Source organism: Bacillus benzoevorans (assembly GCF_014207535.1).
In the GTDB taxonomy this organism is placed as follows: domain Bacteria; phylum Bacillota; class Bacilli; order Bacillales; family Cytobacillaceae; genus Bacillus_BD; species Bacillus_BD benzoevorans.
Window position 1 is genome coordinate 42,437 of sequence record NZ_JACHGK010000015.1, and the last position, 25,104, is coordinate 67,540.

26 protein-coding genes are annotated in these 25,104 nt (G+C 40.3%); 7 read left to right on the top strand and 19 right to left on the bottom strand.

The window, feature by feature from the left end; translation table 11 throughout:
• Nucleotides 1-80: 80 nt before the first annotated feature.
• The 3 genes from HNR53_RS17630 to HNR53_RS17640 all read left to right on the top strand — a co-directional run bounded on the left by HNR53_RS17630 (nucleotide 81) and on the right by HNR53_RS17640 (nucleotide 2,172).
• Nucleotides 81-347, top strand: a complete 267-nt coding sequence (locus tag HNR53_RS17630) for an HPr family phosphocarrier protein (RefSeq protein WP_184528454.1) — start codon at nucleotides 81-83, stop codon at nucleotides 345-347.
• A gap of 348 nt (nucleotides 348-695) precedes the next feature.
• The gene (locus HNR53_RS17635; RefSeq protein WP_184528456.1) at nucleotides 696-1,307 is read left to right on the top strand and encodes a DedA family protein; all 612 of its coding nucleotides are present in this window, start codon (nucleotides 696-698) and stop codon (nucleotides 1,305-1,307) included.
• Between the two features lie 25 nt (nucleotides 1,308-1,332).
• Nucleotides 1,333-2,172 carry an undecaprenyl-diphosphate phosphatase gene (locus HNR53_RS17640; RefSeq protein ID WP_184528458.1) on the top strand — a complete coding sequence of 280 codons (840 nt, stop codon included), beginning with the start codon at nucleotides 1,333-1,335 and terminating at the stop codon, nucleotides 2,170-2,172.
• A gap of 56 nt (nucleotides 2,173-2,228) precedes the next feature.
• On the opposite strand, the gene HNR53_RS17645 is transcribed toward HNR53_RS17640, so the two are convergent.
• Together HNR53_RS17645 and HNR53_RS17650 are read right to left on the bottom strand one after the other, a co-directional pair.
• Nucleotides 2,229-3,479, bottom strand: coding sequence for a DUF438 domain-containing protein (locus tag HNR53_RS17645; RefSeq protein WP_184528536.1), 1,251 nt, complete (start codon nucleotides 3,477-3,479; stop codon nucleotides 2,229-2,231).
• 61 nt (nucleotides 3,480-3,540) lie between these two features.
• Entirely contained in the window at nucleotides 3,541-3,768 is a 228-nt protein-coding gene (locus tag HNR53_RS17650) for a DUF1858 domain-containing protein (RefSeq protein WP_184528460.1), read from the bottom strand.
• 326 nt (nucleotides 3,769-4,094) lie between these two features.
• Here HNR53_RS17650 and HNR53_RS17655 point away from each other — a divergent pair, with 326 nt between their 5' ends.
• Entirely contained in the window at nucleotides 4,095-4,481 is a 387-nt protein-coding gene (locus tag HNR53_RS17655) for a hypothetical protein (RefSeq protein ID WP_184528462.1), read from the top strand.
• A gap of 46 nt (nucleotides 4,482-4,527) precedes the next feature.
• Here HNR53_RS17655 and HNR53_RS17660 read toward each other — a convergent pair whose 3' ends face one another.
• The 11 genes from HNR53_RS17660 to HNR53_RS17710 form a co-directional block, all read right to left on the bottom strand.
• Nucleotides 4,528-4,953 carry a DUF2935 domain-containing protein gene (locus HNR53_RS17660; protein WP_184528464.1) on the bottom strand — a complete coding sequence of 142 codons (426 nt, stop codon included), beginning with the start codon at nucleotides 4,951-4,953 and terminating at the stop codon, nucleotides 4,528-4,530.
• A 135-nt stretch (nucleotides 4,954-5,088) separates the two neighbouring features.
• Nucleotides 5,089-5,469, bottom strand: a complete 381-nt coding sequence (locus tag HNR53_RS17665) for a VOC family protein (RefSeq protein WP_184528466.1) — start codon at nucleotides 5,467-5,469, stop codon at nucleotides 5,089-5,091.
• Nucleotides 5,470-5,573: 104 nt separating this feature from the next.
• Complete coding sequence (locus HNR53_RS17670) at nucleotides 5,574-7,025, bottom strand: glycosyltransferase family 39 protein (protein WP_184528468.1); 1,452 nt, start codon at nucleotides 7,023-7,025, stop codon at nucleotides 5,574-5,576.
• Between the two features lie 83 nt (nucleotides 7,026-7,108).
• Nucleotides 7,109-8,038 (bottom strand): FTR1 family iron permease, encoded by a 930-nt coding sequence (locus HNR53_RS17675; protein WP_184528470.1) that lies wholly within the window; start codon nucleotides 8,036-8,038, stop codon nucleotides 7,109-7,111.
• 32 nt (nucleotides 8,039-8,070) lie between these two features.
• A complete protein-coding gene (locus tag HNR53_RS17680) occupies nucleotides 8,071-8,829 on the bottom strand; it encodes a hypothetical protein (RefSeq protein ID WP_184528472.1) in 759 nt (252 codons plus the stop codon).
• A 51-nt stretch (nucleotides 8,830-8,880) separates the two neighbouring features.
• The gene (locus tag HNR53_RS17685; protein WP_184528474.1) at nucleotides 8,881-9,678 is read right to left on the bottom strand and encodes a glycosyltransferase family 2 protein; all 798 of its coding nucleotides are present in this window, start codon (nucleotides 9,676-9,678) and stop codon (nucleotides 8,881-8,883) included.
• Nucleotides 9,675-11,141 carry an alkaline phosphatase family protein gene (locus HNR53_RS17690; RefSeq protein ID WP_184528476.1) on the bottom strand — a complete coding sequence of 489 codons (1,467 nt, stop codon included), beginning with the start codon at nucleotides 11,139-11,141 and terminating at the stop codon, nucleotides 9,675-9,677. The genes HNR53_RS17685 and HNR53_RS17690 overlap by 4 nt, the downstream gene beginning before the upstream one ends.
• Nucleotides 11,138-12,073: a lysylphosphatidylglycerol synthase transmembrane domain-containing protein gene (locus HNR53_RS17695; protein ID WP_184528478.1), complete on the bottom strand. Its 936-nt coding sequence runs from the start codon at nucleotides 12,071-12,073 to the stop codon at nucleotides 11,138-11,140. The genes HNR53_RS17690 and HNR53_RS17695 overlap by 4 nt, the downstream gene beginning before the upstream one ends.
• Nucleotides 12,057-13,004 (bottom strand): NAD-dependent epimerase/dehydratase family protein, encoded by a 948-nt coding sequence (locus HNR53_RS17700; protein WP_184528480.1) that lies wholly within the window; start codon nucleotides 13,002-13,004, stop codon nucleotides 12,057-12,059. The genes HNR53_RS17695 and HNR53_RS17700 overlap by 17 nt, the downstream gene beginning before the upstream one ends.
• Nucleotides 13,005-13,115: 111 nt before the next feature.
• Nucleotides 13,116-14,297 carry a hypothetical protein gene (locus HNR53_RS17705; protein ID WP_184528482.1) on the bottom strand — a complete coding sequence of 394 codons (1,182 nt, stop codon included), beginning with the start codon at nucleotides 14,295-14,297 and terminating at the stop codon, nucleotides 13,116-13,118.
• Nucleotides 14,298-14,593: 296 nt separating this feature from the next.
• Nucleotides 14,594-15,937, bottom strand: coding sequence for a multicopper oxidase family protein (locus HNR53_RS17710; protein ID WP_184528484.1), 1,344 nt, complete (start codon nucleotides 15,935-15,937; stop codon nucleotides 14,594-14,596).
• Between the two features lie 325 nt (nucleotides 15,938-16,262).
• On the opposite strand from HNR53_RS17710, the gene HNR53_RS17715 reads away from it, so the two are divergent.
• Nucleotides 16,263-16,775, top strand: coding sequence for a DoxX family protein (locus HNR53_RS17715; protein ID WP_184528486.1), 513 nt, complete (start codon nucleotides 16,263-16,265; stop codon nucleotides 16,773-16,775).
• A gap of 220 nt (nucleotides 16,776-16,995) precedes the next feature.
• Nucleotides 16,996-18,339 carry a sodium-dependent transporter gene (locus tag HNR53_RS17720; protein WP_184528488.1) on the top strand — a complete coding sequence of 448 codons (1,344 nt, stop codon included), beginning with the start codon at nucleotides 16,996-16,998 and terminating at the stop codon, nucleotides 18,337-18,339.
• Between the two features lie 138 nt (nucleotides 18,340-18,477).
• Here the strand turns inward: HNR53_RS17720 and dprA are convergent, their stop codons facing one another.
• The 4 genes from dprA to HNR53_RS17735 are packed head-to-tail and all read right to left on the bottom strand — an operon-like array spanning nucleotide 18,478 to nucleotide 21,674.
• On the bottom strand, nucleotides 18,478-19,548 hold the full coding sequence (gene dprA / locus HNR53_RS17725) for a DNA-processing protein DprA (protein ID WP_184528490.1): 1,071 nt from the start codon (nucleotides 19,546-19,548) through the stop codon (nucleotides 18,478-18,480).
• A gap of 6 nt (nucleotides 19,549-19,554) precedes the next feature.
• Nucleotides 19,555-20,943 (bottom strand): YifB family Mg chelatase-like AAA ATPase, encoded by a 1,389-nt coding sequence (locus tag HNR53_RS17730; RefSeq protein WP_343065355.1) that lies wholly within the window; start codon nucleotides 20,941-20,943, stop codon nucleotides 19,555-19,557.
• A gap of 9 nt (nucleotides 20,944-20,952) precedes the next feature.
• On the bottom strand, nucleotides 20,953-21,096 hold the full coding sequence (locus HNR53_RS23280; protein WP_246439658.1) for a hypothetical protein: 144 nt from the start codon (nucleotides 21,094-21,096) through the stop codon (nucleotides 20,953-20,955).
• Nucleotides 21,096-21,674, bottom strand: coding sequence for a transposase (locus HNR53_RS17735; protein ID WP_246439664.1), 579 nt, complete (start codon nucleotides 21,672-21,674; stop codon nucleotides 21,096-21,098). Before HNR53_RS17735 ends, HNR53_RS23280 begins: the two co-directional genes overlap by 1 nt.
• A gap of 286 nt (nucleotides 21,675-21,960) precedes the next feature.
• Between HNR53_RS17735 and pdxR the strand changes: the two genes are divergently transcribed.
• Nucleotides 21,961-23,394, top strand: coding sequence for a MocR-like pyridoxine biosynthesis transcription factor PdxR (pdxR, locus tag HNR53_RS17740; RefSeq protein WP_184528492.1), 1,434 nt, complete (start codon nucleotides 21,961-21,963; stop codon nucleotides 23,392-23,394).
• Nucleotides 23,395-23,484: 90 nt separating this feature from the next.
• Here pdxR and pdxT read toward each other — a convergent pair whose 3' ends face one another.
• Nucleotides 23,485-24,075: a pyridoxal 5'-phosphate synthase glutaminase subunit PdxT gene (pdxT, locus tag HNR53_RS17745; protein ID WP_184528494.1), complete on the bottom strand. Its 591-nt coding sequence runs from the start codon at nucleotides 24,073-24,075 to the stop codon at nucleotides 23,485-23,487.
• A gap of 12 nt (nucleotides 24,076-24,087) precedes the next feature.
• On the bottom strand, nucleotides 24,088-24,969 hold the full coding sequence (pdxS, locus tag HNR53_RS17750) for a pyridoxal 5'-phosphate synthase lyase subunit PdxS (protein ID WP_184528496.1): 882 nt from the start codon (nucleotides 24,967-24,969) through the stop codon (nucleotides 24,088-24,090).
• Nucleotides 24,970-25,104: the final 135 nt, after the last annotated feature.

The window sequence follows — 25,104 nt, forward strand, 5'->3', positions numbered from 1 at the left end:
ACATTTTCCCTATAAGTAATTTTGTTTTGGAATGGCTATACTACTATGGAGCTGATTTTAAGGAATAGGAGTAGATTATAATGGTTGAAAAACAATATAGAGTTATTGATGATACAGGTCTCCATGCCCGCCATGCGGCCCTTATAGCCAAGGCAGCGGCAGCATTTCAATCAGATATTCGGATTCAGTACCAGGATAACCAAGCCAACTTAAAATCAATTATGGGAGTCTTGTCTTTGGGGCTCCCTAATGGTGCTGACTTTAAAATCTCTGTGTCCGGAACGGATGAGCAAGAAGCATTGCAGGAAATGGACAATATTATTACGAAAGAAGGACTTGCGGTATAATCATTACTTTCCCTATTGCCCGCACTGACTTCAGAAAAGCCAAGTATGCCTGTACGGCCGAGAAAAGACAAATGTCTCCTTTCGGTGTCAGGCATTTTTTTATTCCATAGAACAGATGTTTTCTTTATTTTTTTATACTATTTTTTAATTTTTGCAGTTGTTCAGCGTATTTATTTCGTCTTTTTATCTGCAGAGGATGATAGTGGAGCATGAAAGTCATGGGCATTTAACAAATTTTATGGTAATCTTTCTGCATGGGTTTTTTTCTTACAGCATACAAATGTAATACAATGGGACAGCCTTAGATAGTATTTTTTCATAGATTGAAAACTTAGTTGGAGGGTTAACATGCAAAGCTGGATTACAGATTTTATGGAACAGTTTGGTTATATCGGGATTTTTCTGATGATTGCATTAGAAAATATCTTCCCGCCTATCCCTTCCGAGGTCATTCTTCCATTTGGCGGGTTTATGACAACTTATACCGATTTAACTGTATTTGGAGTGATTATCGCATCAACAGCAGGTTCTGTTGTCGGTGCCGTAATTCTATACGGCATTGGCCTGCTTCTTGATGTCGAAAGACTAGAAAAGATCATTGACCGCTGGGGACATATTTTACGCGTTACAAAGGAAGATATTCATAAGGCTGATGCCTGGTTTGATAAGTATGGCATCTGGACGGTGTTTTTCTGCCGGATGGTTCCTTTAATCCGCAGTTTAATATCAATTCCTGCCGGGATGTCAAATATGAAATTTGGTCTTTTTCTTATTTTCACCTTTTTCGGGACACTGATTTGGAACATTATCCTTGTTTCAGTTGGTGCTGCTTTAGGTGAAAACTGGGATAGAATTACGGAGTTCATGGACATTTATTCCAATATCGCTTATGCAATCATCGGCATCGGTATTATTGTATTTATCATCTGGTTTTTCCGTAAAAAAAGAAAAAAAGCCTAATCTATTATAAGGAGATCTTTTTACAATGGATTTTTTTGAAATTCTAAAAGCGATCATTTTAGGAATGGTCGAGGGATTAACGGAGTTCGCACCTGTTTCCTCCACCGGACATATGATTATTGTTGATGATATGTGGCTGAAGTCAAAGGATTTTCTCACCCAGCCGGTAGCCAATACATTCAAAGTTGTCATTCAGCTCGGATCTATTTTGGCTACGGTCGTTGTATTTAGAGACCGATTCATTGATATTCTTGGTTTAAATCGGTTATTCCACAAGGAAAGAGCCATCACCGTTGGCGGCGGTCATTTAAACCTGATCCATGTACTGATTGGCTTGATTCCAGCCGGTGTACTCGGGGTTATATTTGAAGATTATATTGATGAAAACTTATTTTCCATTAATACTGTTGCTATTGGTTTAGTTTTAGGTGCCATTTTGATGATCATTGCCGATTTGTTCGGCGGAAGACGTCCAGTTGTTAATACGCTTGATGCGATCAGCTACAAGCAGGCATTTATCGTTGGTCTTTATCAATGTTTATCCTTATGGCCCGGCTTTTCCCGCTCAGGAGCCACTATTTCCGGAGGGGTGTTAACCGGCTTAAATCACCGCGTTGCCGCTGACTTTACTTTTATTATGGCTGTGCCAATTATGGCAGGTGCCAGTTTCATTTCTTTATTGAAAAACTGGCAGTACTTCACAATGGATGAAATGCCGTTTTTTATCGCCGGATTTATCAGCGCCTTCGTCTTTGCTCTGATTTCCATCCGCTTCTTCTTGAAACTGATTAATAAAGTTAAACTTGTGCCATTTGCGATTTACCGAATCATCGTCGCAGCGGCGATTTATATTTTATATCTATAACCCAAAATCAGGGCGTCACAGTGACGCCCTGATTTTATTTGAACCATTTTCCTGACTTATGATAAAATCCGTTTTTCTCCTTCTAATGCGCGGATTTCGGATACATTTTGCGTGAATTCCAGTGTGCCCATGTACTTACCAGCTTCATCACGGACAGCGAAATAGCGGATGTAAATGAATTTGTCTCCCATGTTAATCCAGAAGTCCTCGACGTCCTTCGTACCTGATTTGAAATCCTCCAGTAATTTTTCCACCACATGAACGCTTTGCGGCGGATGGCAATTTTGCACAGTCCGGCCGATAACGGCTTTTGTTCTTGCAAAGATTCTTTCTTTCCCGTGAGAAAAATAGCGCACAACATCATTTTCATCGATAAAGGTCAGATCAACCGGCATATGGTTAAGCAGCGTTTCTAATTGTTTTAGTGAAACAATTCCTGTTTCAAAGCGGATATAGCCATCAAAGCCTGCTTCTTCGGCTGCCTCCCCCATTTCTACAATCAATGGGTGGCGCTTCGGTTTCCAGACCAATTCCGGTGCGGTCAAGCAAAAACCAATCGCTTCGCTTTCAGCTGCTATTTTAACCCATTCATCTTCTGTTAATGTCTCTAGACACATAGGGAAGAGAATCTCTTCCTCTTTAAAAATCATTTCGCTTACTTCTTTAATCACCTGATCCAAGATCTCAGTCACTTCTCTTTTATAGCCTCCGTAGCTCGTTAACGCTCTTTTCGCATCTTTAATGACAAAGCGGATATCATCATCGACGCCCCACATGACCTTTGTCGGACCAAAGATTCCGTATTTCTCTAAATATGGGAAGAGGAGATTTTCCTTTCTTGAATAATGCTTATCTACATCCCACAACAGGTTCAAATCTTCAATCAGTTTGAAGCGGTTTTCATCAGAATCCTCTTTTTCAAACCGTTCCTTGTGCAGCTGCAGCTTGAAGTTCACCAACATATCGATTTCTTTATTTTCCATTTTCCATGTATGAATAGGGTGTCCAGGCTCATCCTCTGGTTTTTCTGAACGATGAATTTCTTCGATGGAACCCTTGAACACTTCTGCATGTACGGTGCATAGACGCTGAACCTCAGAAACCGGAATTCCTTCTTCCTGCATTAATGCATGCTCCAGCTGGGAAATTTCTGCTACCGTTACATCGCCGACCGCTTCCTCAAACTTTGCTTTTACTTCAGCGACATCCTTCCCTGCATGAAGCTCTCTTATAATCTCCTTCAGCATTTCTTGGCGTTCACTTTTGTTCTCCATCACGTGTTCACGATTATTAATTAACTCGCTCATCATTCATTCCTCCCGTAGTTTAGGTTCCATTAAGCCTGCGTTCGCATTACTTTTAACAGTATTATTCTTTTACGCTATACCCATGTTTTTCAAATGTCTGTTTGATTTTGCTTAAGTCTATTCCGCGCATCCTGGCGCCTTTTGCGATTGTCATCACCCGTCCGGCTGTTTGCAGCATCCCCGGTTTCGTGATTTGCTCGAAACCAATCTCCTTCATGACTTCGATGACAAATGGATCTTCTGAACAAAGTTCATTAACGGTTTTATTAAAATTAATGATTTTACTCATTACGGCTCACCTCATTAGTGAGAATTATTTATATTAAACTTATTGATAACAATTTTTATGAGAACTATTCTCATACATTAGTATACTTGTATTGAAAAATACGCAACGTGATGTGTATCACTCTGTTCAGTGGAATATCAATCTAGAAAAATAAACGATTTGTACTATCGCGTAAGGACAGGCATACATTATATTAAACACACCTCACATAGAATTAAGGAGATTCTGTGTCTTTTTACCGAGGTACAGATCACCTGAGGTATTTAACACTTAAACATAGATGGATATGGTTATTAAAGACATTTAATGGAAGGAGCAGAAAACTTTTGAGGAAATGGATACCGATCACAGGACTTCTCTTTACCATCCTCGTCTTAAGTTACCTGGAATCACCTTATTCGTTTATCAATAAAGATCATGCCCAGGTGACAAGTATCCCAAATGAAGTATTACTCGCTGAGGCTCAGAAAGAGAATCATCCTGCTTCGCAAGAACAGGAGTCTAAAGAAACCAGTAGCAACGAAAATGCGGCAGAAGATGAAGAAGTTGCACAAAACTATTCATTGGAAATGGTTTTTGAAAGCAAGTCTAAAAAAGATGGGTATATCGTTGAAACCTATCGGGAATATCAATTTTACAGAGATGAAAATGGTCAAGTGATTAAAAAAGTACCCACATCGAACTATAATTATCTGCGTTACTATGACAAATAGAAACAGAGCCCGGCACTCCTTTTATACGGAATGCCGGGCTCTCATATTATTGATGATAAAGCAGCGCTTGAGCAATGCCCACAAAATATTCAGACTCACGGATAATATGATCGATAACCACCTTGGCTGTTGGATTGGCGCTGACCGCTGCACTATTTGTTTTGATTTGCTGACATAGCTCTATGAACTGCAGACTTTGCTTTAAACAGAATGACACCAGTTCCAGTACCTGCTGCTGCAATGCAGCGGAAATGTAATACGCCGAGCGGACGACGGTTTCAATAAAACGGATGACCTTCTGATGGGTTTCGCCAAGGGAGGTCTCCCATTTCTTTAATGCCTCTACATATTCTGCTTCAAGATTGGACACCAATTCCCTGATCACAACTGTATGCTCCTTCTCCTGATGCTTCCAAAACTCTGCTTCATCTAAGATACGCAGCGGCATCTGCTGGCCGTAATAATATTGCAACCTCTATTCCCCCTCATATGATCTTCATCACAATATATGAGGGACAGACCGTTGATATACCTCGGATCCAGTAATAGAGCCGGGATTCATGAAATCGGGGCCGAACTTAAAAGATTCTGCAGTCTTGGAATAAGGTTACTCTTTTTCCATTACGGCAAAGTAGTTTTCTTCATTATCGGCAAAATTAAATACTCTGCCGGTTGGCATATTTACAATTTCTCCGACCGTAATTTTTTTATTTAATAAGTCACGGTGTAATTGTTCAAGATTCTCCGCGAAAAACATTAAAGAAGGAGTAGCAAGATTTAATTCAGGGGACATTTTCGCAACGAAATCCTTATTGTGCAGAATGAGGCTTGTTTCTGCACCTTTTTTTGGAGCCATTTCAATCCATCTCAATCCCTGATTATTGTTCTCTTCCGCTATTACCGTGAAGCCCAATTTATCTGTCCAAAATTTCACTGCCTCATCTTGATCGTTGACATACAGCATAATTTGTCCGACTTTACTAAACATAGTCCTTTCACTCCTTCATTAAAAAGATGCTTTTTCTATCAAAATTAAATTCCTTGCCGGGAAGTAAAAACCCTTTTGATTTCTCTTTCCTTTATTCGGTTTTATTATTGAATCCATTCATATAGAGTAATTTCATGATAAACAGGGTCATAAACAGGATCGGATTGGAACGTTTTAACCTTTTTCATTTTGCCTGAAAGATCTATCCCTTGTTGCAAAAAACCTTCAGCCACTTTATTGGTTATATAGATATGATTATTTCCATAATAAGTTATATCGTGTAAGAAAACCTCGTATGTTATGATCTCTTTATGAGGAATGGTAACATTGAGATAGTCTAAAACCCTTGCTTCTTCCCATGTATAAACAATAGAGTGTTTGCCCATTTTCTGTATGTATTGTGCCAATTGATAGCTGGCAGGAATCTGGGTAGCTTGCGTATGAATCATATCCACAGATTTTAGCACACAAGACCAAAGCAAAACGATACAAAGACCAGTCACCAAAGGGCGGAACCATTTCTTTGAAATCGTCACAAACAGGACAAACAGGAGAAACAGGACAGCAGGAACGATATGCCGGGGTTTATCTACATTTTGCGCCAATAACGCCCAGATAATATAACTTGCAGCCATCACATATGCCAGTGAAAGTTTTTGCAAACTCCACTTAAAATGAAATAAACTCAGCAGCCATAACGCGGTCATGATAGCAGCGATAAAAATGGATAACGATGAAAGTCCATGCCAAAAGAGGTTAGTGAATAGCAAGGTGATCGTCCGCTGCAAAATGGATTGATCGCTTGAGACTGCTGTATTCCCCCAATCATTAAAATGACCGTTCGTGAAAGCAAGAGCAAGTTTCACAAATCCGGTGACACTTCCTTCAGAAAAAACAAGCCCGCTTACCCACACTAACTGAAATAGCAATGCAAACAGGATTCGTATACTCAACTGCTGCAGGTTATACTCCGCCCGCTTTTTCCAAAACAAATAAATTAACCCGACTCCAAAAGGGATATAAGACAGACGAATTCCAAGTAATAAACTAAAAAGAACGAGCGGCAGCCAGTCTCCGCGGCGGTCATTCATCCGAACAGCCCTGTCAACGCTCCAGAAATACCACCATAATGCGGCTAATCCTGCTCCTTCTGACATCGGCTGATTTACAGTGACAAGTACATATGGAGAAGAGTAAATCATCGCAGTAATCAGGAAACTCAAATGTGGTGAAACATACCTTCTTGCCAGCCTATAAATGGGGAATACTGCACTAAAATAAAAGAGAATATTAAATACCGTTAATGAAGCCGTTTGCTCCCCTATGAATTGATGAATAAACAATCCTCCGAGAATAAAATAAGGATAGCCAGGAAAATGCGGCTGCATCGCCATAATATCAAATCGTTGCAGCGCAAGGGAATAATCGACTTGATCCCATGTAGCAGCGAAATCATTAAGATACCTTAATTGGTACAGGAACAAAATGAGGATAGCCGACACACTAGTTATAACCAGAAGTATGTGATACCATTCAACTTTTCTGCGTATTTCCATATAACCACCCTTCTAAATAAGCATGCAGCAGTTAGGCATAGAAAAAGCACAAGGGCAATTCCTTGTACTTTTCCTGAAAACACTTATTTTTTTTGATTACTTACAGCTGCAGTTTCTAAATCTTTTGTCTCTTCTTTAACGCTTTGCTGTACATCATCAGATCGATAAGAAGTCAATAAATAGATACCAGCAAAATAGCCGACATAAGCAATAACCTCTTCAATGGATGGCATAGATGAATAGCCAAACAATGCTTTTAAAAAGATGCCAATTTCCCCTGACAATAACGGTGCGGTTCCATGATCACGCACATAATGTTCATAATCAATTGGGTGCTCTGGAAGAATCCAGGTCAAATCGTATAGATGCGGAATAATGCTCCCGATAATCTCTAAGTCTTGCATCATTGAGATAGCCTGAACCAGCAAGCCGGCAGCAATTAAAATGATAAATGCCCCTGTAACTTTAAAAAATGTCTTCAGCGATATTTTCATCGTTCCTTTAAAGAATAAGTAAGAAACAACGACTGCAATGATGACACCCGTAATGGCTCCCCATCCTTGCATCGCGGCACCAATATTCCCGCCTGTAATGGCCGCAAAGAAAAATACAGTTTCAATCCCTTCCCTAAGGACCACCAAGAATGAGTGGATGACCATCCCAATAACATTACCTGTTGAAATGAACTTACTCATCTTGTCTTCTGTGTTTCCTTTTAAGTCCCGGCTATGACCCGCCATCCAAAATACCATTTGCGTCAATAGGAGAGCAGAAATAATCATAATGCTTATTTTCAAGTACATTTCGCTGACCATAGCCGCAAAGCCTGTGAATACAAGCTGAAATAACATCGCAGCCCCAACACTGGCCAATATGGCAAGCCCGGCCCCCAGCCAGATAAATTTTGTGTACTTCTTGTTATCCGTTCTTTTCAAGTATGTCGTGATAATTCCTACAATCAGCAAAGCTTCAAGAGCCTCGCGAAATGTAATTAATAATGCCTGTATTTCCATGAATTCTCACCTCTCCCCTACGATCAAACAGCTTATTTTTTTAATTTTCTTTTTCTTCTAGCTGCGATAATGACAACAATGATGATCGCGGCAATAATAATGATTGGAAGCCAATTTCGAATATTGGATAAATCAGTCCAATCCTTATTATTTTTTTCGGTTGTTGCAGCACTTTCAGAAAAATGTCCAACTTCCAAACTTTTTATATTAAACTCTGCTTGAAGACTTGAAAGAATCGTCTTTTTACTTGCCTTAAAAGTCTCTAAATCGGCTTCTTTCTGCCCCACGCCAAAAAGTCCAGGGTTTCCTAACGATTCTAAAGCCTTGTCAAATTCTGCATTGATATTTTTATCAAGATCTGAATTTTTTGCTTCTACTTTTGGGGATAGTGCTTCATAGGTAGCAAACCCCTTTGCCAGCAGCCGTTTACTCGTATCAAACTCAGAGAAATTCTTTTCAACGTTTTCCAAACGCCGGGCAATATTTAATATAAGAAGTTCATCCATATTTTTGACCGTCTGTTCTTTGTCTTGAGCCTCTAAATTTTGCAGAATAACGCTCGAAGGATCGGGTCCCATATGCATATCAACTTCTTCTTTTACGGTTTCATAATGTTTTCGTGCTGTATTGAAGTCTGGCGGGTTTTTGTCTAATTCTATCATCATTTCTTTATAGACCTCAGCCAAGTCTTCCTTATTTGGATCACCATATGTATAAGCATTAGCCGTTATAGAGAATAAATGGGTGAGGAGGAAAATAACTGTAAATGATAGAAGCATTCGTTTTTTCATACCTATTTCTCCTTTCAATAATGATAATGATTATCATTATTTATGTCAATATTATTTTGCGATTGGCATTCCTTTTTTATGAATATCTTCATTAAAATTCAACTTACCTAGTATTTCCAAATCACATGCATTCTTTTGGATATCAATTTTTTCCACCTTTCGATTCCATTCCTTCCAGATAGCTGGCAGAACGGATGATAAATATCCCTTAAATGTGATAAAGGATGCCCCAGTTGAACGAACATGATATGGAATAGGAACTTCCTTCACCTGAAATCCCTTTCGAACAAGGTTTAACGTCAGGACTTGTGCATAATTATAGTCATGAATAATTTCGCCATGCTCTAACGCTTGTCTTGTAAAAGCCCTCATCCCGGACTGTCCGTCGTAAATCCGTTTCTTCAATAACAGGCTTTGAAGAAACGTAAAACAATAGTTTCCCAAACGGCGATGAAGCTTCATGCCCTTTATTGTACCCAAAAAGCGGGACCCCATTGTATAATCCGCCTCACCTTGGAAAATAGGCTGTAACAGATGCGGTATGTAATCGGCAGGATACTCCCCATCCGCGTCGATCATAACCCCAATATCCGCACCCCTTTCAAAGCATTCACGCAGTCCAGCACGAACTGCCGCACCAAGTCCCTGGTTTTTCGGAAAACTGACAATATAGTCTGCACCCGCTCTTTTTGATACTTCAACGGTTGCATCCTTGGAACCGTCATCAATGACCAATACTTTCACATTCACTTTGTCATGAAAGTTTCTCGGAATATTCTTAATGACAGCCCCAATTGATTGCTCCTCGTTGTAAGCCGGTAAAAATACAATCACTTGAAGTTTATTCATTTTGTCATCTTATCCTTCTGTTCAATAGCATCTAATAGGACCTTGCCTCTGCTGTGACTAGGAAAAGGCGCACCCAATAAATAAGCTAATGTAGGTGCTAAGGAGACAAGACTGTGCTTTTCCTCCACTATCTTTCCTTTAGCAATATTAGGTCCATGAATAATAAAGGGAACAAATCTTTCTCCCTCATCTAAATGACCATGTCCACCGATTCCGTCAGCCTGCCCATGATCTGCACAAATGAAAAGGGTCGTATTGTCCATTTTCCCCTCCTCTGTAAGCCAGTCGACAAAATCCTTTACAAGAATGTCTGCTTCATGAATTTTTTGCAGGTATTCATCATAGAGCACACCGCGACTGTGTCCGGTTTGATCTGTCGCAATCATTTGTACGATAAACAAATCTGGATCCTGTTCCTTCACGATTTTCTTTGCTCGATCCATAATAGCAGAATCTACCTGATCATTATGCATGACTGCCGTAAAGGTTTCAACATCGTTTCCCATCGAATCAACCAGATGGGCACATCCGAACATCCTTCCTTTTTTTCCAACCTTCCGCAACGAATCAAAAATACTCTCCACCTTAATCCCTAACTTCCAAACCATATTGGAGCGCATTCCATGTTCAATCGGGTACGTCCCTGTAAACATCGATGAAAAACAGACGACCGTTCTAGCCGGATAGACGGTTTCCATATTGGTATATTCTGTACCATTGTCCTTCAAATAATCGAGAAATGGTGTATCTGCTTCATAAAAACGTTCCTTACGCATACCGTCAATGACAATGACAATGGCTTTATCCGAAAGGGCCTTCTCAGGATGTAGAAAATGATCTCTTGTAAAGCCGGTATACATTTTTGGCTTCCAATCGAATAGATTGCGATGAAGAATGTATGCAAAGACAAGTATAAAAAGATAAAATATTGCCATCGATAACAAATCCACAGAAGTACCTGAACCTATTTTTTCAAAGAAGAATTGCCAAAGAGATAATAAAAGTAAGAACTTAGGAATCTGCTCTTGAGCGTTTCCACTTGTTGAATCACTGTTCTTCATCACGAGCTTCCAAAAACGGGTAAAGTTTAACCATGTCGTGCCAATCCTTAAATGATAATAAAGCGTTCCCCAAAAGAATACGGTAAAAAAGAAATAAAGCCCGATGGAAAAGAATAATAGACCAATATTTGTATCATTCCAAATCATTAAATAGACAACAAATGGAACCCAAAGATAGTTTCGTAAAAATAGTGGAAAAGCGAAAACATAATAAAGAACAAACAATGGGATCACATACAAAAACGACTGAAATAGGGCTAAGGCCGAATCCCAATGGGTCAAAGCTTCGATATGAAATAACAACATCGTTCCGACGACAAAGATTGGTGTAAAAGGCTTCCCTTCATTTAATAAATTCCAGCAGCGTGCCGCTACCTTTTCAAACTTTGATGCACTTTTCATCTTCCCCTCACTCCTCTCACTCTGCTCCAACTTAGCACTGTCTTGATTGGGATGGGATATATGAGTACAGCCACGACTCCTGCAGCGTAGGAAAAAAAGAATTTGACAGCATGAGTAACAATAGCAATCATATAACCTTCTTGCATCGCAAAGCCGAACAATCGTAAGGCAAAGACAAGAAAGCTTTCATAGTTGGCAATTCCCCCCGGTGTTATTTGAAAAATTTGTCCTGAAACTGTTACACTGTTGGCAAAAACCGCTTCGAGGATCGATAGCTTTCCATTGTAGACCATAACCGTTCCATATAGAATGGCTGCTTCCAACATCCAGCTGAATCCTATAGCGGTAAAGATAAATATGCCCTTCACGCCTCTAAACGCTTGCTTAAATAATTTAAACTGCCTTTTTAAGAAAGTTGGAAAAAACCGTACAACGATAAGCATGGAAAGAACAAATACAATGCTTCCCATCGTAATAAGCGGAATGGATATTTGAAAGTCTACATTAAGAATAAAAAGGCCTATCAGCGTAAAGCCAATTAAACAAATCATGTCAAGCAGCCTTAGAACAATAACAGAATGAGCCGTCTCCTCAAAGTTTATATCATCCCGAGTGCTCATTATTTTCATTCTGACAAGATCACCTGCTTTGAGCGGCAATAAATGATTGACTAATAAACTATATAAAACTCCCAGTAAACAGGTTGAAAATCTAGGCCGGTCATTTAAATACCATTTCCAAGCCAGGGCTTTCAAGCAGAAAGACACCAAATATACTGCTAAAATAGTAAATAGGATGAAAGGTGATTGAATAATGTCCTTTACACCATGCCAAATCCCTTTACCATCAAAATAATGAAACGTCAAATAACAAAAAATACTTAAAATCAAAAGGGCACATAAAAACTTTATCGTTTTAAAGGAAAGCTTCATTATCCTTCGCCCACTTTACAGTTTCAGCTAGACCTTGCGCGAAACTTATCTGAGGTCTATAGCCTAAAAGATCGTTTGCTTTACGGATATCAGCCCACGTTTGCACAACATCCCCTATACGCGATTCTTCTTTCTTAATCTCCATCTTAGGAAAATATTGCTTTAACTCTTGTAGTAAGGAAAGCATAGAGATAGGCTTGCCGGAACCAATATTAATTACTTCACTTTTGTGTAATTCTGTTAATGATAAATAAATCCCGTCCACGATATCATCGATGTAGGTAAAGTCCCGCACTCGATCTTCCCCGAAGAGGGTGATTTCTTGGTTCTGCAGCAACTTTTTTAAGAAGATTCCGATGGCCATATCTGGACGAACCCAAGGGCCATAGACAGTAAAAAACCTTAATATCTTTGTTTCATAACCATATAAATGCCTATATACATGACAAAAAGACTCTGCAGAATATTTGGAAGCCGCATACGGTGAAATCACGTTTCCGTTAGCCATCTCTTCCTTTAATGGACCCGTTTGGTTTCCATAAACCGATGAGGAAGAAGCAAAAATAATTTGCTTAGCCTCACTTTGTCCGCAGGCTTCAAGTACATTAATGGTCGCTTTAACATCATAATCCACGTACTCAAGAGGCCTTTCAATCGAATAGGCGACACCGGGTAAAGCCGCTAGATGGATAACAGCGTCCGGTAAAATAGATTGAAAGCAAGAGATTGTTTCTTCCCTATTTAAAAGATTTAATGGAGTAAATGATTCACTGCATAAAGAATCTATCGTACTTAATTGTTTCCTTTTTCTTTCTAACGAATAATATGGATGCAGACAATCGATGATATGTACTTCATGATGTTCTAACATTAGTCTTCTTGCTAGATGGCTGCCAATGAACCCTGCACCACCTGTAATAATTATCTTCAACTTAATACCTCTATCCAGTTAATTATCCTTATTATCCTATATTATAGATATTTTATCCAAAAGGAAAAACCTTGTTATATGACAAGGTTTTTCCCCAGTACAGTTCATTGCTTATTTCGCTTGGTCAATTACATTTTGCAATGTAGCTTGGATTTCAGCTAGAACTGGCTCTCCTGCTGCCTTATCCTTCGCTTTTGCTGCCTCAAGATATTTCTGAGCCTGTTCAGCTAATGTACCATATGCTTCTTCGCCAATGATTCCTTTAATATCTTCACCAATGACATCAATAAACAATGCACCCTCTAGAGCCGTAACCGCTGACTTGTCTTCTCCCCATGCTTCTAAGCTTTCTGCATATTCATCTAAAGCAATTTTAGCGAATCCACGTACAAATGCTTTATTAACAGCTGCAGGATCAATGGTTGCCACATCGGTTTCTAAATTAAATTGTTTTTCAATAAAAGCAGCTTCTTCAGCAGCGTGCTTATCTAAGTAGCTGAAAATAGATTGATAGAATGCCCAGCCCTCTGCTTGCTCTATTTTAGCCTCTTCTAAATTTTCCTTTGCTGCAGCTGCAACTTTTGTCGCATATCCATTTGGAAGTGCTCCAGTAGCAAAATAGAAGGTCTTCATTAACGTTTTATCTACCACTTGTTTTCCTAATTGGAAACCAAGTTTATCACCTGACTCAATGGCTTTTTCGATTTCATCGAAACCACCGGCAATAACGGAAACCATATTCGTTTCATATGCAGCATCACGTTTTTCAACCGTTGATTGCAGGACTGTATAAAATTCCTTTGCTTCTTCAAGTTCCTTATTAACTACTTCCTTCTTGCCCCAGTTTTCCTCAATTTCAGTAAATTCATGTTTAACTGTTGTATAGAAAACTTTTTGCATTAATTTATCAAAGATCTGTTTAGCAACGACAGGGTCCATAGTACCGTCTTGACCTGCCTGAAGAGCGGCAGTAATATGCTGATCATTTTGTGTTTCAAACTCCGCATCACGTTTTTGTACAAGGCTTTGAAGATTTTTTGTATAAAGATCGGTTACCATACCGAAATCAACTTCTTTTCCTTCTTTAGCCTTATTCAGTTCTGTAACTGCTTCATTATAAGCCGCAGTCAAATCGGCTTCTTCTGTTGCTTTTTCTTTTGACTCTTCTCCTGTTGCTGTTTCTTCTTGTTTTACCTCTTTTGGCTTCTCTGTTCCTTGAGCCCCACAAGCTCCTAATAAAGCTGATGCCGTTATAAAGCTAGCAAAAATAACCTTCAATTCTCTCTTTTTCACCTTACATCCTCTTTTCCGATAGATAATAGAAATAAAATAATAATATTAATAATGAGTTTCATTTTCAATTACGATTATATGAAGAATGATTATCGTTGTCAATACTATTAAAGAACTTTTTGAAAACGTTTAATCTTCTACACCTGGAAACCATCCAGACCTATTTACAATCGCTTGCCAAAGAGGATCTGGGACGACAAGTTGCTGTTGATTATTCAGGTGCGATCCTAACCATTTTTTCTCTAAATTGTTCATATTTTACCCATACTATACCTTTACAACAAAAAGCCTGTAGGTTATTCCCCATCCTCCATAATTTCTTTTGCCTGATTCATCTGTTCAGTCAATTGTTCTATCAATTGTTGAAGCACCTTTTGATCGGGTGAAGCTACTAAATGTTGAGCAATTTCTGTCCCTGTTGACTCAATATTTTTCACCAAGTTCGGATCCTTTATTGCTAATTTGTCTTTGAGTTGTTCAAAATCTCGGGATAATTCGCCTAGCTCTGCCTTTAACTGTTCATACTTTTCACTGAATAAAAATTCTTTTATCTCAGCTAATTCATGTTCGATATTGCCGAACTGATGCATTTCATGATTCATGATTTTATCTTCGAATCCAGGATAAACAATGAACGTATGCATACCATGTGTCGCATGAGGTCCCATATGACAGTGAAGTGGCCAAGCTCCAGGGTTATCTGCTATAAACTCGAGATCATAACGTTCACCTGGGGCGATACTGATCGTATCTTTTACTTGTGGATTTGGATTTTCACGGCCATCCGTCGCGACTACCTTAAAATGATGTCCATGCGTATGAATAGAATGAACGTCAGAGCCTGCATTAATTAATCGAATCAAGTATTTACCTTCTTTTTTCACCTTCAATGGTGGAATATCCCCATCCATTTTCCCGTTAATGGTAAAATACTCCGGATGGCGATCCGCTGTATCGTATTCTCCATTAAGATGTTCATGCTCTGAAGCCGTTCCCAGGTATGCACCTGCTTCCGTACCTTCCGCAACACTTAGTAAAGGGTCTCTTTCCGACAGCATTAGAACAAATTCTCCATCATACTTGACCTTCTGTTCCTTCGGCTCCACAATAAAGGCACCATATAACCCCATTTCCGGATGACGATCCGGCTCTACATGACAATGATAGAAGTAGGTTCCGGCATGCCCTGCAATAAATTCATATGTAAAGGTTTCACCCTCCTCTACCTCCTGCTGACTGACACCTGGTGTGCCATCCCCTTTGAAACTATTGTCGATCCCATGAAAATGGATGGTATGTGGTTCCTTTTGTTGATTATGAAAAATAATCTTAACATGCTCGCCTTCCTTCACACGAATTTCTGGTCCTGGGATAGTAGGGTCAGAAGCCGGCTTATTATTTTTTTCATCCCACAAACCATATCCCCAAGAATACAATGTTTTCCCTTCAGATAGCTCTTCTGTAATATCACCAGCATATAAAGAAATCACCTTTGTCTCTTTAGACGTTTTTACAGCAGCTTCTGCGGCTGTAGACTTCTTTTCATTATTAGACACTGACGAATTGGTAGAAGTAGAACAAGCTGTTAATAAAAAAAGGATACTTACCACTATAATGCCTAACTTTCCAAACAACTTCATAATTTCCCTCCTGTTGAAAATGATTATCATTATTAATTAAACAAACAACTCTGTCAATCTCTTTTCTATGTAAGACAAAGACAAAGACAAAGATAAAAATAGAAACAAACATTATGGGTTAGTACCAGCAATTAAGAAAGGCTGTCTTTTTATGCGAGTAAGTAGTTGTAATAACAATAGAGGGAGTAGCGTTAAAATCTATCAATAAGAATAATTACTAAAATCGGAATAATAATTAATACTATTTTCTTATTGATTTTCACAAAATAATAAATGATAATCAATATCATTGATAATCATTATCATTTAATAAGGAGGTATATTTATGTTTATTAAATTTTTAAAGGAAAATCGTTATGTTACACCGTTGCTTACTGTACTCAGGCTCTATCTTGGATGGGAATGGATGAATGCTGGTTGGGGAAAAATCACAAGTGGAAAATTTGATGCTAGTGGCTTTTTATTTGGAGCATTAAAAAATATGTCTGGTGAACACCCTGCTGTTCAACCCTGGTGGGGGAATTTTTTAAAAGAGGTTGCAATACCATACATCGATGTTTTTAACGCCATTGTTCCGTGGGGGGAATTTTTAGTAGGTATTGGATTAATTTTAGGAATTTTCACATCATTTTCTATTCTAATGGGACTTACCATGAACTTTGCTTATATGTTATCAGGAACAACAAGTACAAATCCCCAAATGGTTTTACTAGGAATGTTTATTCTTGCGGCTGGAATAAATGCTGAAAAAATCGGTTTAGACCATTGGATAATTCCATTATTAGGAAAATTGATATATAAAAAAGCTGATAATCAGCAGTTTTCCAAAAGCACTTAATGAAAACAGCCCTTTTCATAATTCGAGTGAAGTATTACTAGTGAAAATGAAGAGGAAATGTATCCCCGGTAAGATTACAATTCATTCCAGCATAAAAATCTCATGACCGTATTCCACTAAAGATTTTTTCCTATATGGACGTATGGTATCATGAATTCGAGGCGTCATTGTGACGGCCCAAATTCAATTTTTGTCAAATGTATGGAATGGAGAGATAAGTTTGGAAAATAACACGGAAAAATGGTCGTCGAAGCTGGGATTTATTCTGGCATCAGCTGGTGCGGCGATTGGGTTGGGGGCAATTTGGAAATTCCCTTATGTAACAGGGATGAGCGGCGGCGGAGCTTTTTTTCTATTATTTATTGTCTTTACACTGGCTATCGGTATGCCGATGCTGATCGCAGAGTTTATCATTGGACGCGGTTCGGGCAGTGAAGCAATCAGTGCCTATAAAAAACTGGCACCCAACAGCCTTTGGGTCAATGTCGGGCGAATGGGAGTAATCGGCTGTTTTCTTCTGATGTCCTTTTACTGCGTTGTCGGCGGTTGGGTGCTGATATACAGCCTGATGTCTGTCTTTGGGAAAGTGATTGTGGATGGAGCTGATTATCCTAGTCTATTTGGTTACGTCACAAGCAGCCCTGCGGTTACGATTATTGGTTTAGCCCTTTTTCTTCTTATTAATATTATTGTAATTGCCCTTGGCGTTCAGAATGGGATTGAAAAGGCCAATAAATATATGATGCCGCTTTTGTTTATCTTTTTCATTATTTTGGTGGTTCGCTCCCTGACATTAGACGGCGCGATGGAAGGAGTTAAGTTCTTCCTTCAGCCGGATTTTTCAAATATCACGAGTGAATCGGTACTGTATGCCCTTGGACAATCCTTTTTTGCTTTAGCCGTCGGGTTTTCCTGTATGGTCACCTACAGTTCCTATTTGGATAAAAACGTGAGCATTCCGGCATCTGCTGGTTCGGTTGTGATTATGAATATCATTGTTTCTTTATTTGCCGGGCTGGCAATTTTTCCGGTAGTCTTTTCCTTTGGACTGGAACCGGCTGAGGGACCGGGGCTGCTGTTCATTGTTTTGCCAACCGTATTTGCGCAAATGCCCTTCGGGGAACTGTTCTTAAGCTTGTTTCTCATTCTCTTTCTCTTTGCGACATTGACTTCATCATTCAGTTTATTGGAAATCATTGTTGCCGCTTTTACAGCAAATGGGAAGCATTCACGCAAAAAGGTTACATGGATTGCAGGGTTGGTTTCTTTTGCTGCTGGCATCCCCGCAGCTCTATCATCCAGCATTTTGGCTGATTACAAATGGTTCAATCGGACTGTTTTTGATTTAACAGATTATCTTGTCAGCAATATCATGCTCCCGCTTGGAAATCTGTTGATCGCTATCTTTATCATCTATAAAATGAATCAGACCATCGTCAAGGAACAATTTTTTCAAGCCAACTCACTCACAGAAGCTTCCTATACCAGTTGGAAATTCCTGATGCGCTGGATCGTTCCTATCGTCATCATCCTGGTATTTTTGAGTACCTCAGGAATCATTTAACCATTTGGTGCCAGGCACCGCAAAAAGACATTTGTCTTTTTTGCGTGCCTGGCACCGATAATGGACAAATGTCCCCACAGGAAGGACATTTGTTACAGTGGTGACATTATTTTGAGGCATAATACTATTGATAATGTATTAGAGCAGACTAACTATATCTCCTCTTATGATTATTTTCCCTTTGAGTTCCAGTGCGAAAAGACGGTCCATCGCTGTTGATTCATTCATATTAAGTGTTTGCATGAGCGACGAAATAGCAGCGGAGGTTTGCGATGATAGTAGTTGAATGATTGGATCTAGCTCTTGATTTTGCTCCCGTTTCGAAGTGCTGTTGCCGGCATTTTTAGTCGTGCGTAAAACCTCCAAGCTTTCCTTCCCTAAATACGGAACCGCCCCTTTCGTGAAAAGGTTATTACACCCCTTTCCCTCAAGGGAATAAATCGGATGCGGCACGGAATACACCGTTTTACCCTGTTTTAGTGCAAAGTCAGCAGTCCAAAGAGCACCGCTTTTTTCGCCTGCCTCTACAATCACGAGTTCGCTTGACCAGGCGCTGATAAAGGAATTTCTTTGCACAAATTGGATTGGAAAAGGTTTTGTGCCTGGTGGATGCTGTGAAAGAAAAACTCCCCCATTCTCTAAAACTGACCGGTACAATCCCTTTTGCTCAGGAGGATAGCAAACATCTACACCCCCGGCGAGAAAGCTTACTGAATATCCTCCCTGACTGATACAAGCAGCCTGTCCATAACTGTCAATTCCCTTTGCAAAGCCGCTTATGTACGGAATCCCCTGTACAGCCAGTTCCCGGCCAAGTTCTTCAGCTATTCTTCTTCCGTACGCCGTACAGCGTCTTGAACCGACCACTCCAACTGACTGCGTAATCTTCTGCAAATTCCCTTTAAAGTAAAAAAGAATAGGCGATTCTTTGCAATTTTTCGCATCAAGAGGATACAGGGGATCAGAATACTTTAACAGTTGAATCCCCTTTTTCTCACATGATTGCAGAATCGACCTGGCATCATCCATTAAATCACGATTGTCCAAGATTGATAGAACCGCCCTTTTACTGATCCCCCGAATACTCTGCAACTCTTCTAGCGAAGCATGATAAACCGCCTCCGGTGTCCCAAATTCCTCCAATAATCTTTTCTGTAAAACGGGGCCGGTGTATTTCACCAGGCTCATCCATACCCAATAAATATCCATCTGTGCTCAGCCTCTCTTTTCCCATACATGATTATCTTTTTCTAAATCCCGGCTTAACAGGCTTTTTTGCAGATGGTTGATTTTAATAGAAAAGTCCCCTTCCAAATCAGCTATTGTACGGGCAATTTTAATATATTTATGAATCGCCCTGCCGCTGTAATGAAATTGGTCTACCACAGAACGAAGCAGGTTTATGGATTCGTGATCCAGCTGGCAGAACTGATGGATTAAAGAGGCATTCAACTGGGCATTCCAGGTAATCCCTGGATAATCTTTATATCTATCAAATTGGATGGCACGTGCCTGCTCAATCTTTTTTCGCAATTCCAAGGAACTTTTCCCCTGATTGCTGCTGTTGAAAAAATCAACATTACCAACATATTTTTGAATGTCCATCCGATCCATAATGGGACCTGAAAGTTTTTTACGGTAGGATTGGATTTCATAGTCCGTACAGCGGCATTTGCTTTGACCAAAATAACCGCACGGACAAGGATTCATTGCACCAACCAGCATGAAACTTGCTGGATATGTATTGGTTCCCCATACGCGTGAAATGGTAACGGAGCCATCTTCCAATGGCTGTCTCAATCCCTCTAATGTTTTTCTAGCAAATTCAGCAATTTCGTCCAAGAATAGGACACCCTGATGCGCAAGGGAAATTTCTCCGGGGAGGGCATGAGTACCCCCGCCAATAATCGCATTTGTAGACGCGTTATGATGTGGGGCTCGGAAAGGTCGTTCCCCTATTAACCTGCTTTTATCCCTTAATTGATTCGCCACGCTGTAAATCCTCATCACCTCCAGGGCTTCCTCCTCTGTCATTCTTGGCAGAATAGTAGGAATCCGCTGAGCTATCATGGTTTTTCCGCAGCCTGGCGGTCCGATAAGCAACAGATTATGCCCACCGGCAGCAGCAATCATTATATAATCCAGTAATCGTTCATGTCCCCTTACTTCGGAAAAATCAACAGAGCAGTTTTTGGGATTTGAAGCAGGCTTCCTAGGATTATAATTAGGGTGAAAAATAATTTTCCCCTCAAGAAAGTCTATCGTTTCTTTTAATGTGTCACATCCGATTATTTCTAAGTCCTTTACTAAAGAAGCCTCTGCAACATTCTCCTTTGCCATAATCAGCGTTTTTATCCCCGCCTCTTTCGCTTTCATGACCATGGGCAGAATTCCAGAAACAGGCCGGATCGAAGCATTTAAAGAAAGCTCTCCAATGAAGCCTATTTTAATTGGGGGGAATTTACTAATTTTAACTTGTCCTGTCCGCACTAGAAGACCAACAGCCATAGCTAAGTCAAAATGGGTTCCTGTTTTTCTCATATCAGAGGGTGCAAGATTAAAAACAACTTTTTGCATCGGAAAGAGGAAGTTTGAATGGATGATGGCTGCCTCTTATCTTTCCTTCGCCTCTTTCACAGCTTTATCTCCCAGTCCAACAATAGAAACAGACGGCAGTCCATTTAAAACCTCTGTCTCGACTTCTACAACATGACCCTCAATACCGGATAAAGTAAAACTAAGCACAGTCGATGCCATTAAAAAACCTCCCCGCTAGAGTGGAATAGACTCGAAACATTTGCTTGAGTCATTTTCTGATTAACGTAATTTATATAATGTTCGATTGCAGGGCCGGGAAAATAAGATAGGATTTGCTTTGTAGAGATAGTGAGTGGATGTTTGTCCTTTGAAATGTAGAATCTATAGCTGCTCCAGAGGTATTCTTCAGGGCGGCTCACTAGATTCGCCTTGACGGGATTAAGATGAATATATCGACTCGCTTCAAGTTCATAGTTAATCGAAGTGATTAATTCTGAACCATATCGATTCTCAAATACATGACCGGTATAATCATAGCGCTTATTAAAATATTTAGCGTATTTCGTGTGAATAAAATTCATTATTTGACTTGGGGGTGTTTCGATGCATTCGGCTTGCAGATGGACGTGGTTCGGCATGAGGCAGTAGGCTTGAAGGTTAAAAGAGTAAAGTTCCATTGCTTCTTCGATAAGAGTTATATATTTTCGCCTGTCTTGATCATCGTAGAATAGAGGAAGTTTGCGCACTCCCCTGCTTGTAATATGGTACTTTGCTCCTTTAAACCAAACACGATTCATTCGTGTCAAAAAATCATCTCCTTTATTTCAAAACTAAAATTCCAATCCATAAATCATTCCATTCGACAAAAACCGCCAAATTCCTGCAAATGAAAAAATATTTTTCAAAGGAAAGATAAAAACCTTTGTCCCCCATATGTGTACATTTGTCCATTTACGGTGCCAGGCACCGTAAAAAGACATCTGTCTTTTTTTAGTGCCTGGCACCAAAATAATTATGGATTTGCTTATTGAGCTATTATATTATTAAATTATCATTCCATATTCACCATGAGGGAGTTCAATTATGTATATTGAAGTAGACAGAAAAGATAAACGGCCGATTTGGCTGCAAATTGTCGATCAAGTTATTGACTATATTACACGGGGACAGCTGTCACCGGGGGATCCATTAGTACCTACAAGGCAGCTGGCCCAGGAACTTTCAATATCACGCTCAAGTGTACAAATTGCTTATGAAGAACTGCAGTCGCGAGGATATGTAGCCACATCCCGGAGAGGTGGAACGAAGGTTTGCCAACTTATTCCGGAAACCAATCTTTATGGGGAAGAGCAGTCCGTCCCAGCTATCCCTCCTAATCCATTTCTGGAGGAAAAGACAGACTATGTCGAGCATTGGCCGGATGTCAATCAGGATGAAAAGGCCGAAATCGATTTCCGCCTTCATGAGCCATACGTTGATCCCGGCTTTCAAAAGTCCTGGCGTCGGGCTTCTAATACAGCAATGAGAAAGGAAAATGTCTTAAATTGGGGCTACAGTTCTCCCTACGGATTGTATTCAGTACGGGAACAAATAAGCCGCTATTTAGCTATAGAAAGAGGAATCTACGTCAAGCCTGAGCAAATTCTGCTCACATTAGGGGCGAGGCAGACAATGGATATTATTGCCCAGGCGTTACTTCAGGAGGGAGATTTAGTGTCCGTTGAGGATCCCGGTTTCCCGGTGGCATGGTCTGCGATGCGTTACCGCAATATGAATGTTGAACCGGTACCAATTGACAGCCAGGGACTTTGTGTGGAACATATTTCACCCGACAGTAAAATGATTTTCACCACCCCTTCCCATCAATTTCCGAGTGGTGTCCTGATGACCGCTAACCGCAGGCAGGAGTTAATTCAATTTGCCCGGGAAAATCAAACGTGGATTATTGAAGATGATTATGACGGAGAGTTTCGCTACCGCGGCGGTCCGATGCCAAGTTTATTTTCACAAATGCCGACCAATATTTTATACCTGCTCAGCTTTACAAAGCTGCTCGCACCGGGCATTCGTTTAGCTGCTGTAATCGGTCCTGAGGAAGCGATCGCCCGAATGGCTAAAGTGCAGGAATTTGTCTGCCGCCACTTGCCGGTCATGGAACAGCTGGCACTTGGACAGTTTTTTGAAACAGGTGATCTATTAAAGCATGTAAGAAGAATGCGTTCTATTTATCATAGGCGGCACAAAATCATTATCCAGGCGCTAACGGCAACAGGATTAGCTGATCAATTTCATGTTCAGGGTACCGAATCTGGACTACATGTACTGCTGGAAAGCGGTGAAGATTTCGATGAGTCTAGGGCTGTACAGTCGGCATTAAACACAGGTGTTGGCGTCTTCCCGCTTAGCCCTTATTGTTTAAAAAGTAAAAGAAAAGGACTATTACTCGGTTTCGCCCATTTAAATTCCAATCCTATCGTTGAAGGGGTCAACCGCTTGGCAAAGGTGCTGAAAAAATAGAGCTTTACAAAATGAGGTGAATGTCCGCACCAACACCAAATGCATAGAAAAGAGCCCGCGGCAAAAGCGGGCTCTTTTACGTTTATCTATTTATTTCGCTTGCACCGCAACGGCTTTTTCCACCATATCAACAAACAACCGCGTAAAACGGTGATCATCCGTTAACTCCGGATGGAATGAACAGCCAAGAAGATTCCCTTCACGTGCAGCGACAATTCTGCCTTTATGCTCAGCAAGAATTTCAACCTGTCCCCCCGCTTCCACAATATGCGGGGCGCGGATAAATACTCCAACAAATGGCTTATCCAGTCCTTGAATCGAAAGCTCTTCCTCAAAGCTGTCTACCTGACGGCCAAATGAATTCCGCTCAACTGTTACATCAAGCAGTCCAAGATGCGGCTCTTTATACTCAACAAGGTTTTTCGCTAATAAAATCAAACCGGCACAAGTACCAAACATTGGTTTACCTTGCTTGGAAAACTCCCGTAAAGGCTCTAGAAATCCATATTGATCAATCAGCTTACGCATCGTTGTGCTCTCACCGCCAGGAAGAATCAAACCATCAATCTCGTTTAATTGTTCAACCTTTTTAACCACAACCGCTTCTGCTCCACAGGCTTCCACGGATCGAACATGCTCGATGACAGCTCCCTGCAGTCCTAAAACTCCTACTTTCACCATGCTCATTACTCCTTACCAGCCGCGTTCTTGCATACGTTCAGACGGCGCAAGTGTAGAAATTTCAATCCCTTTCATCGCTGCACCAAGTCCTTTTGAAAGCTCAGCAATTAATTTATAATCTTGGTAATGTGTTGTAGCTTCAACGATTGCTTTCGCAAATTTAGCAGGGTTTTCTGATTTAAAAATACCAGAACCTACGAATACACCGTCTGCACCTAATTGCATCATTAATGCTGCATCAGCAGGAGTGGCTACACCGCCGGCAGCAAAGTTAACTACTGGCAATTTACCAAGTTCTTTGATTTGCAGCAGGATTTCATATGGTGCACCAAGTAATTTAGCCTCAGTCATTAATTCATCTTCGTTCATCGCCACCACTTTGCGAACCTGTGCATTTACTTTACGCATATGTCTTACTGCTTCCACGATGTTTCCAGTTCCCGGTTCACCTTTTGTACGAAGCATAGAAGCTCCTTCACCGATACGGCGGGCTGCTTCGCCAAGGTCGCGGCAACCGCACACAAATGGAACAGTGTATTCTTTTTTATTTAAGTGAAACTCCTCATCTGCAGGTGTTAAAACTTCACTTTCATCTATATAGTCAACGCCAAGAGCTTCTAATACTCTTGCTTCCACAATATGACCAATTCTGGCTTTCGCCATTACCGGAATACTTACAGCGTTCATTACTTCTTCCACGATTGAAATATCAGCCATTCTCGCTACTCCGCCAGCTTTACGAATATCAGACGGAACACGTTCTAATGCCATTACAGCTACGGCTCCGGCTTCCTCAGCGATCTTTGCCTGTTCAGCATTAATTACGTCCATGATGACGCCGCCCTTTTGCATTTCTGCCATTCCCCGTTTTACACGATCTGTACCTTTTACCATACTAAACTTCCCCCTAAACTATGTATATATCCCTGTTGGATGAATGAATCATAACAATATTATGGATTTTACGCTACATCCATATTCATTAAAAAAGTCAGTCCATAATGGTGCCTGGCACCAAAGATAGACAAA

What these genes read in the sequence shown, in the direction of transcription:
- HNR53_RS17695 (WP_184528478.1), bottom strand. Translation starts at nt 12,073, where the DNA reads ATGAAGCTTTCCTTTAAAACGATAAAGTTTTTATGTGCCCTTTTGATT.
- HNR53_RS17675 (WP_184528470.1), bottom strand. Translation starts at nt 8,038, where the DNA reads ATGGAAATACAGGCATTATTAATTACATTTCGCGAGGCTCTTGAAGCT.
- HNR53_RS17645 (WP_184528536.1), bottom strand. Translation starts at nt 3,479, where the DNA reads ATGAGCGAGTTAATTAATAATCGTGAACACGTGATGGAGAACAAAAGT.
- HNR53_RS23280 (WP_246439658.1), bottom strand. Translation starts at nt 21,096, where the DNA reads ATGGCATCGACTGTGCTTAGTTTTACTTTATCCGGTATTGAGGGTCAT.
- HNR53_RS17635 (WP_184528456.1), top strand. Translation starts at nt 696, where the DNA reads ATGCAAAGCTGGATTACAGATTTTATGGAACAGTTTGGTTATATCGGG.
- dprA (WP_184528490.1), bottom strand. Translation starts at nt 19,548, where the DNA reads ATGGATATTTATTGGGTATGGATGAGCCTGGTGAAATACACCGGCCCC.
- pdxT (WP_184528494.1), bottom strand. Translation starts at nt 24,075, where the DNA reads ATGGTGAAAGTAGGAGTTTTAGGACTGCAGGGAGCTGTCATCGAGCAT.
- HNR53_RS17690 (WP_184528476.1), bottom strand. Translation starts at nt 11,141, where the DNA reads ATGAAAAGTGCATCAAAGTTTGAAAAGGTAGCGGCACGCTGCTGGAAT.
- HNR53_RS17680 (WP_184528472.1), bottom strand. Translation starts at nt 8,829, where the DNA reads ATGAAAAAACGAATGCTTCTATCATTTACAGTTATTTTCCTCCTCACC.
- HNR53_RS17710 (WP_184528484.1), bottom strand. Translation starts at nt 15,937, where the DNA reads ATGAAGTTGTTTGGAAAGTTAGGCATTATAGTGGTAAGTATCCTTTTT.
- HNR53_RS17665 (WP_184528466.1), bottom strand. Translation starts at nt 5,469, where the DNA reads ATGTTTAGTAAAGTCGGACAAATTATGCTGTATGTCAACGATCAAGAT.
- pdxR (WP_184528492.1), top strand. Translation starts at nt 21,961, where the DNA reads ATGTATATTGAAGTAGACAGAAAAGATAAACGGCCGATTTGGCTGCAA.
- HNR53_RS17670 (WP_184528468.1), bottom strand. Translation starts at nt 7,025, where the DNA reads ATGGAAATACGCAGAAAAGTTGAATGGTATCACATACTTCTGGTTATA.
- HNR53_RS17630 (WP_184528454.1), top strand. Translation starts at nt 81, where the DNA reads ATGGTTGAAAAACAATATAGAGTTATTGATGATACAGGTCTCCATGCC.
- HNR53_RS17650 (WP_184528460.1), bottom strand. Translation starts at nt 3,768, where the DNA reads ATGAGTAAAATCATTAATTTTAATAAAACCGTTAATGAACTTTGTTCA.
- pdxS (WP_184528496.1), bottom strand. Translation starts at nt 24,969, where the DNA reads ATGGTAAAAGGTACAGATCGTGTAAAACGGGGAATGGCAGAAATGCAA.
- HNR53_RS17640 (WP_184528458.1), top strand. Translation starts at nt 1,333, where the DNA reads ATGGATTTTTTTGAAATTCTAAAAGCGATCATTTTAGGAATGGTCGAG.
- HNR53_RS17715 (WP_184528486.1), top strand. Translation starts at nt 16,263, where the DNA reads ATGTTTATTAAATTTTTAAAGGAAAATCGTTATGTTACACCGTTGCTT.
- HNR53_RS17735 (WP_246439664.1), bottom strand. Translation starts at nt 21,674, where the DNA reads ATGAATCGTGTTTGGTTTAAAGGAGCAAAGTACCATATTACAAGCAGG.
- HNR53_RS17685 (WP_184528474.1), bottom strand. Translation starts at nt 9,678, where the DNA reads ATGAATAAACTTCAAGTGATTGTATTTTTACCGGCTTACAACGAGGAG.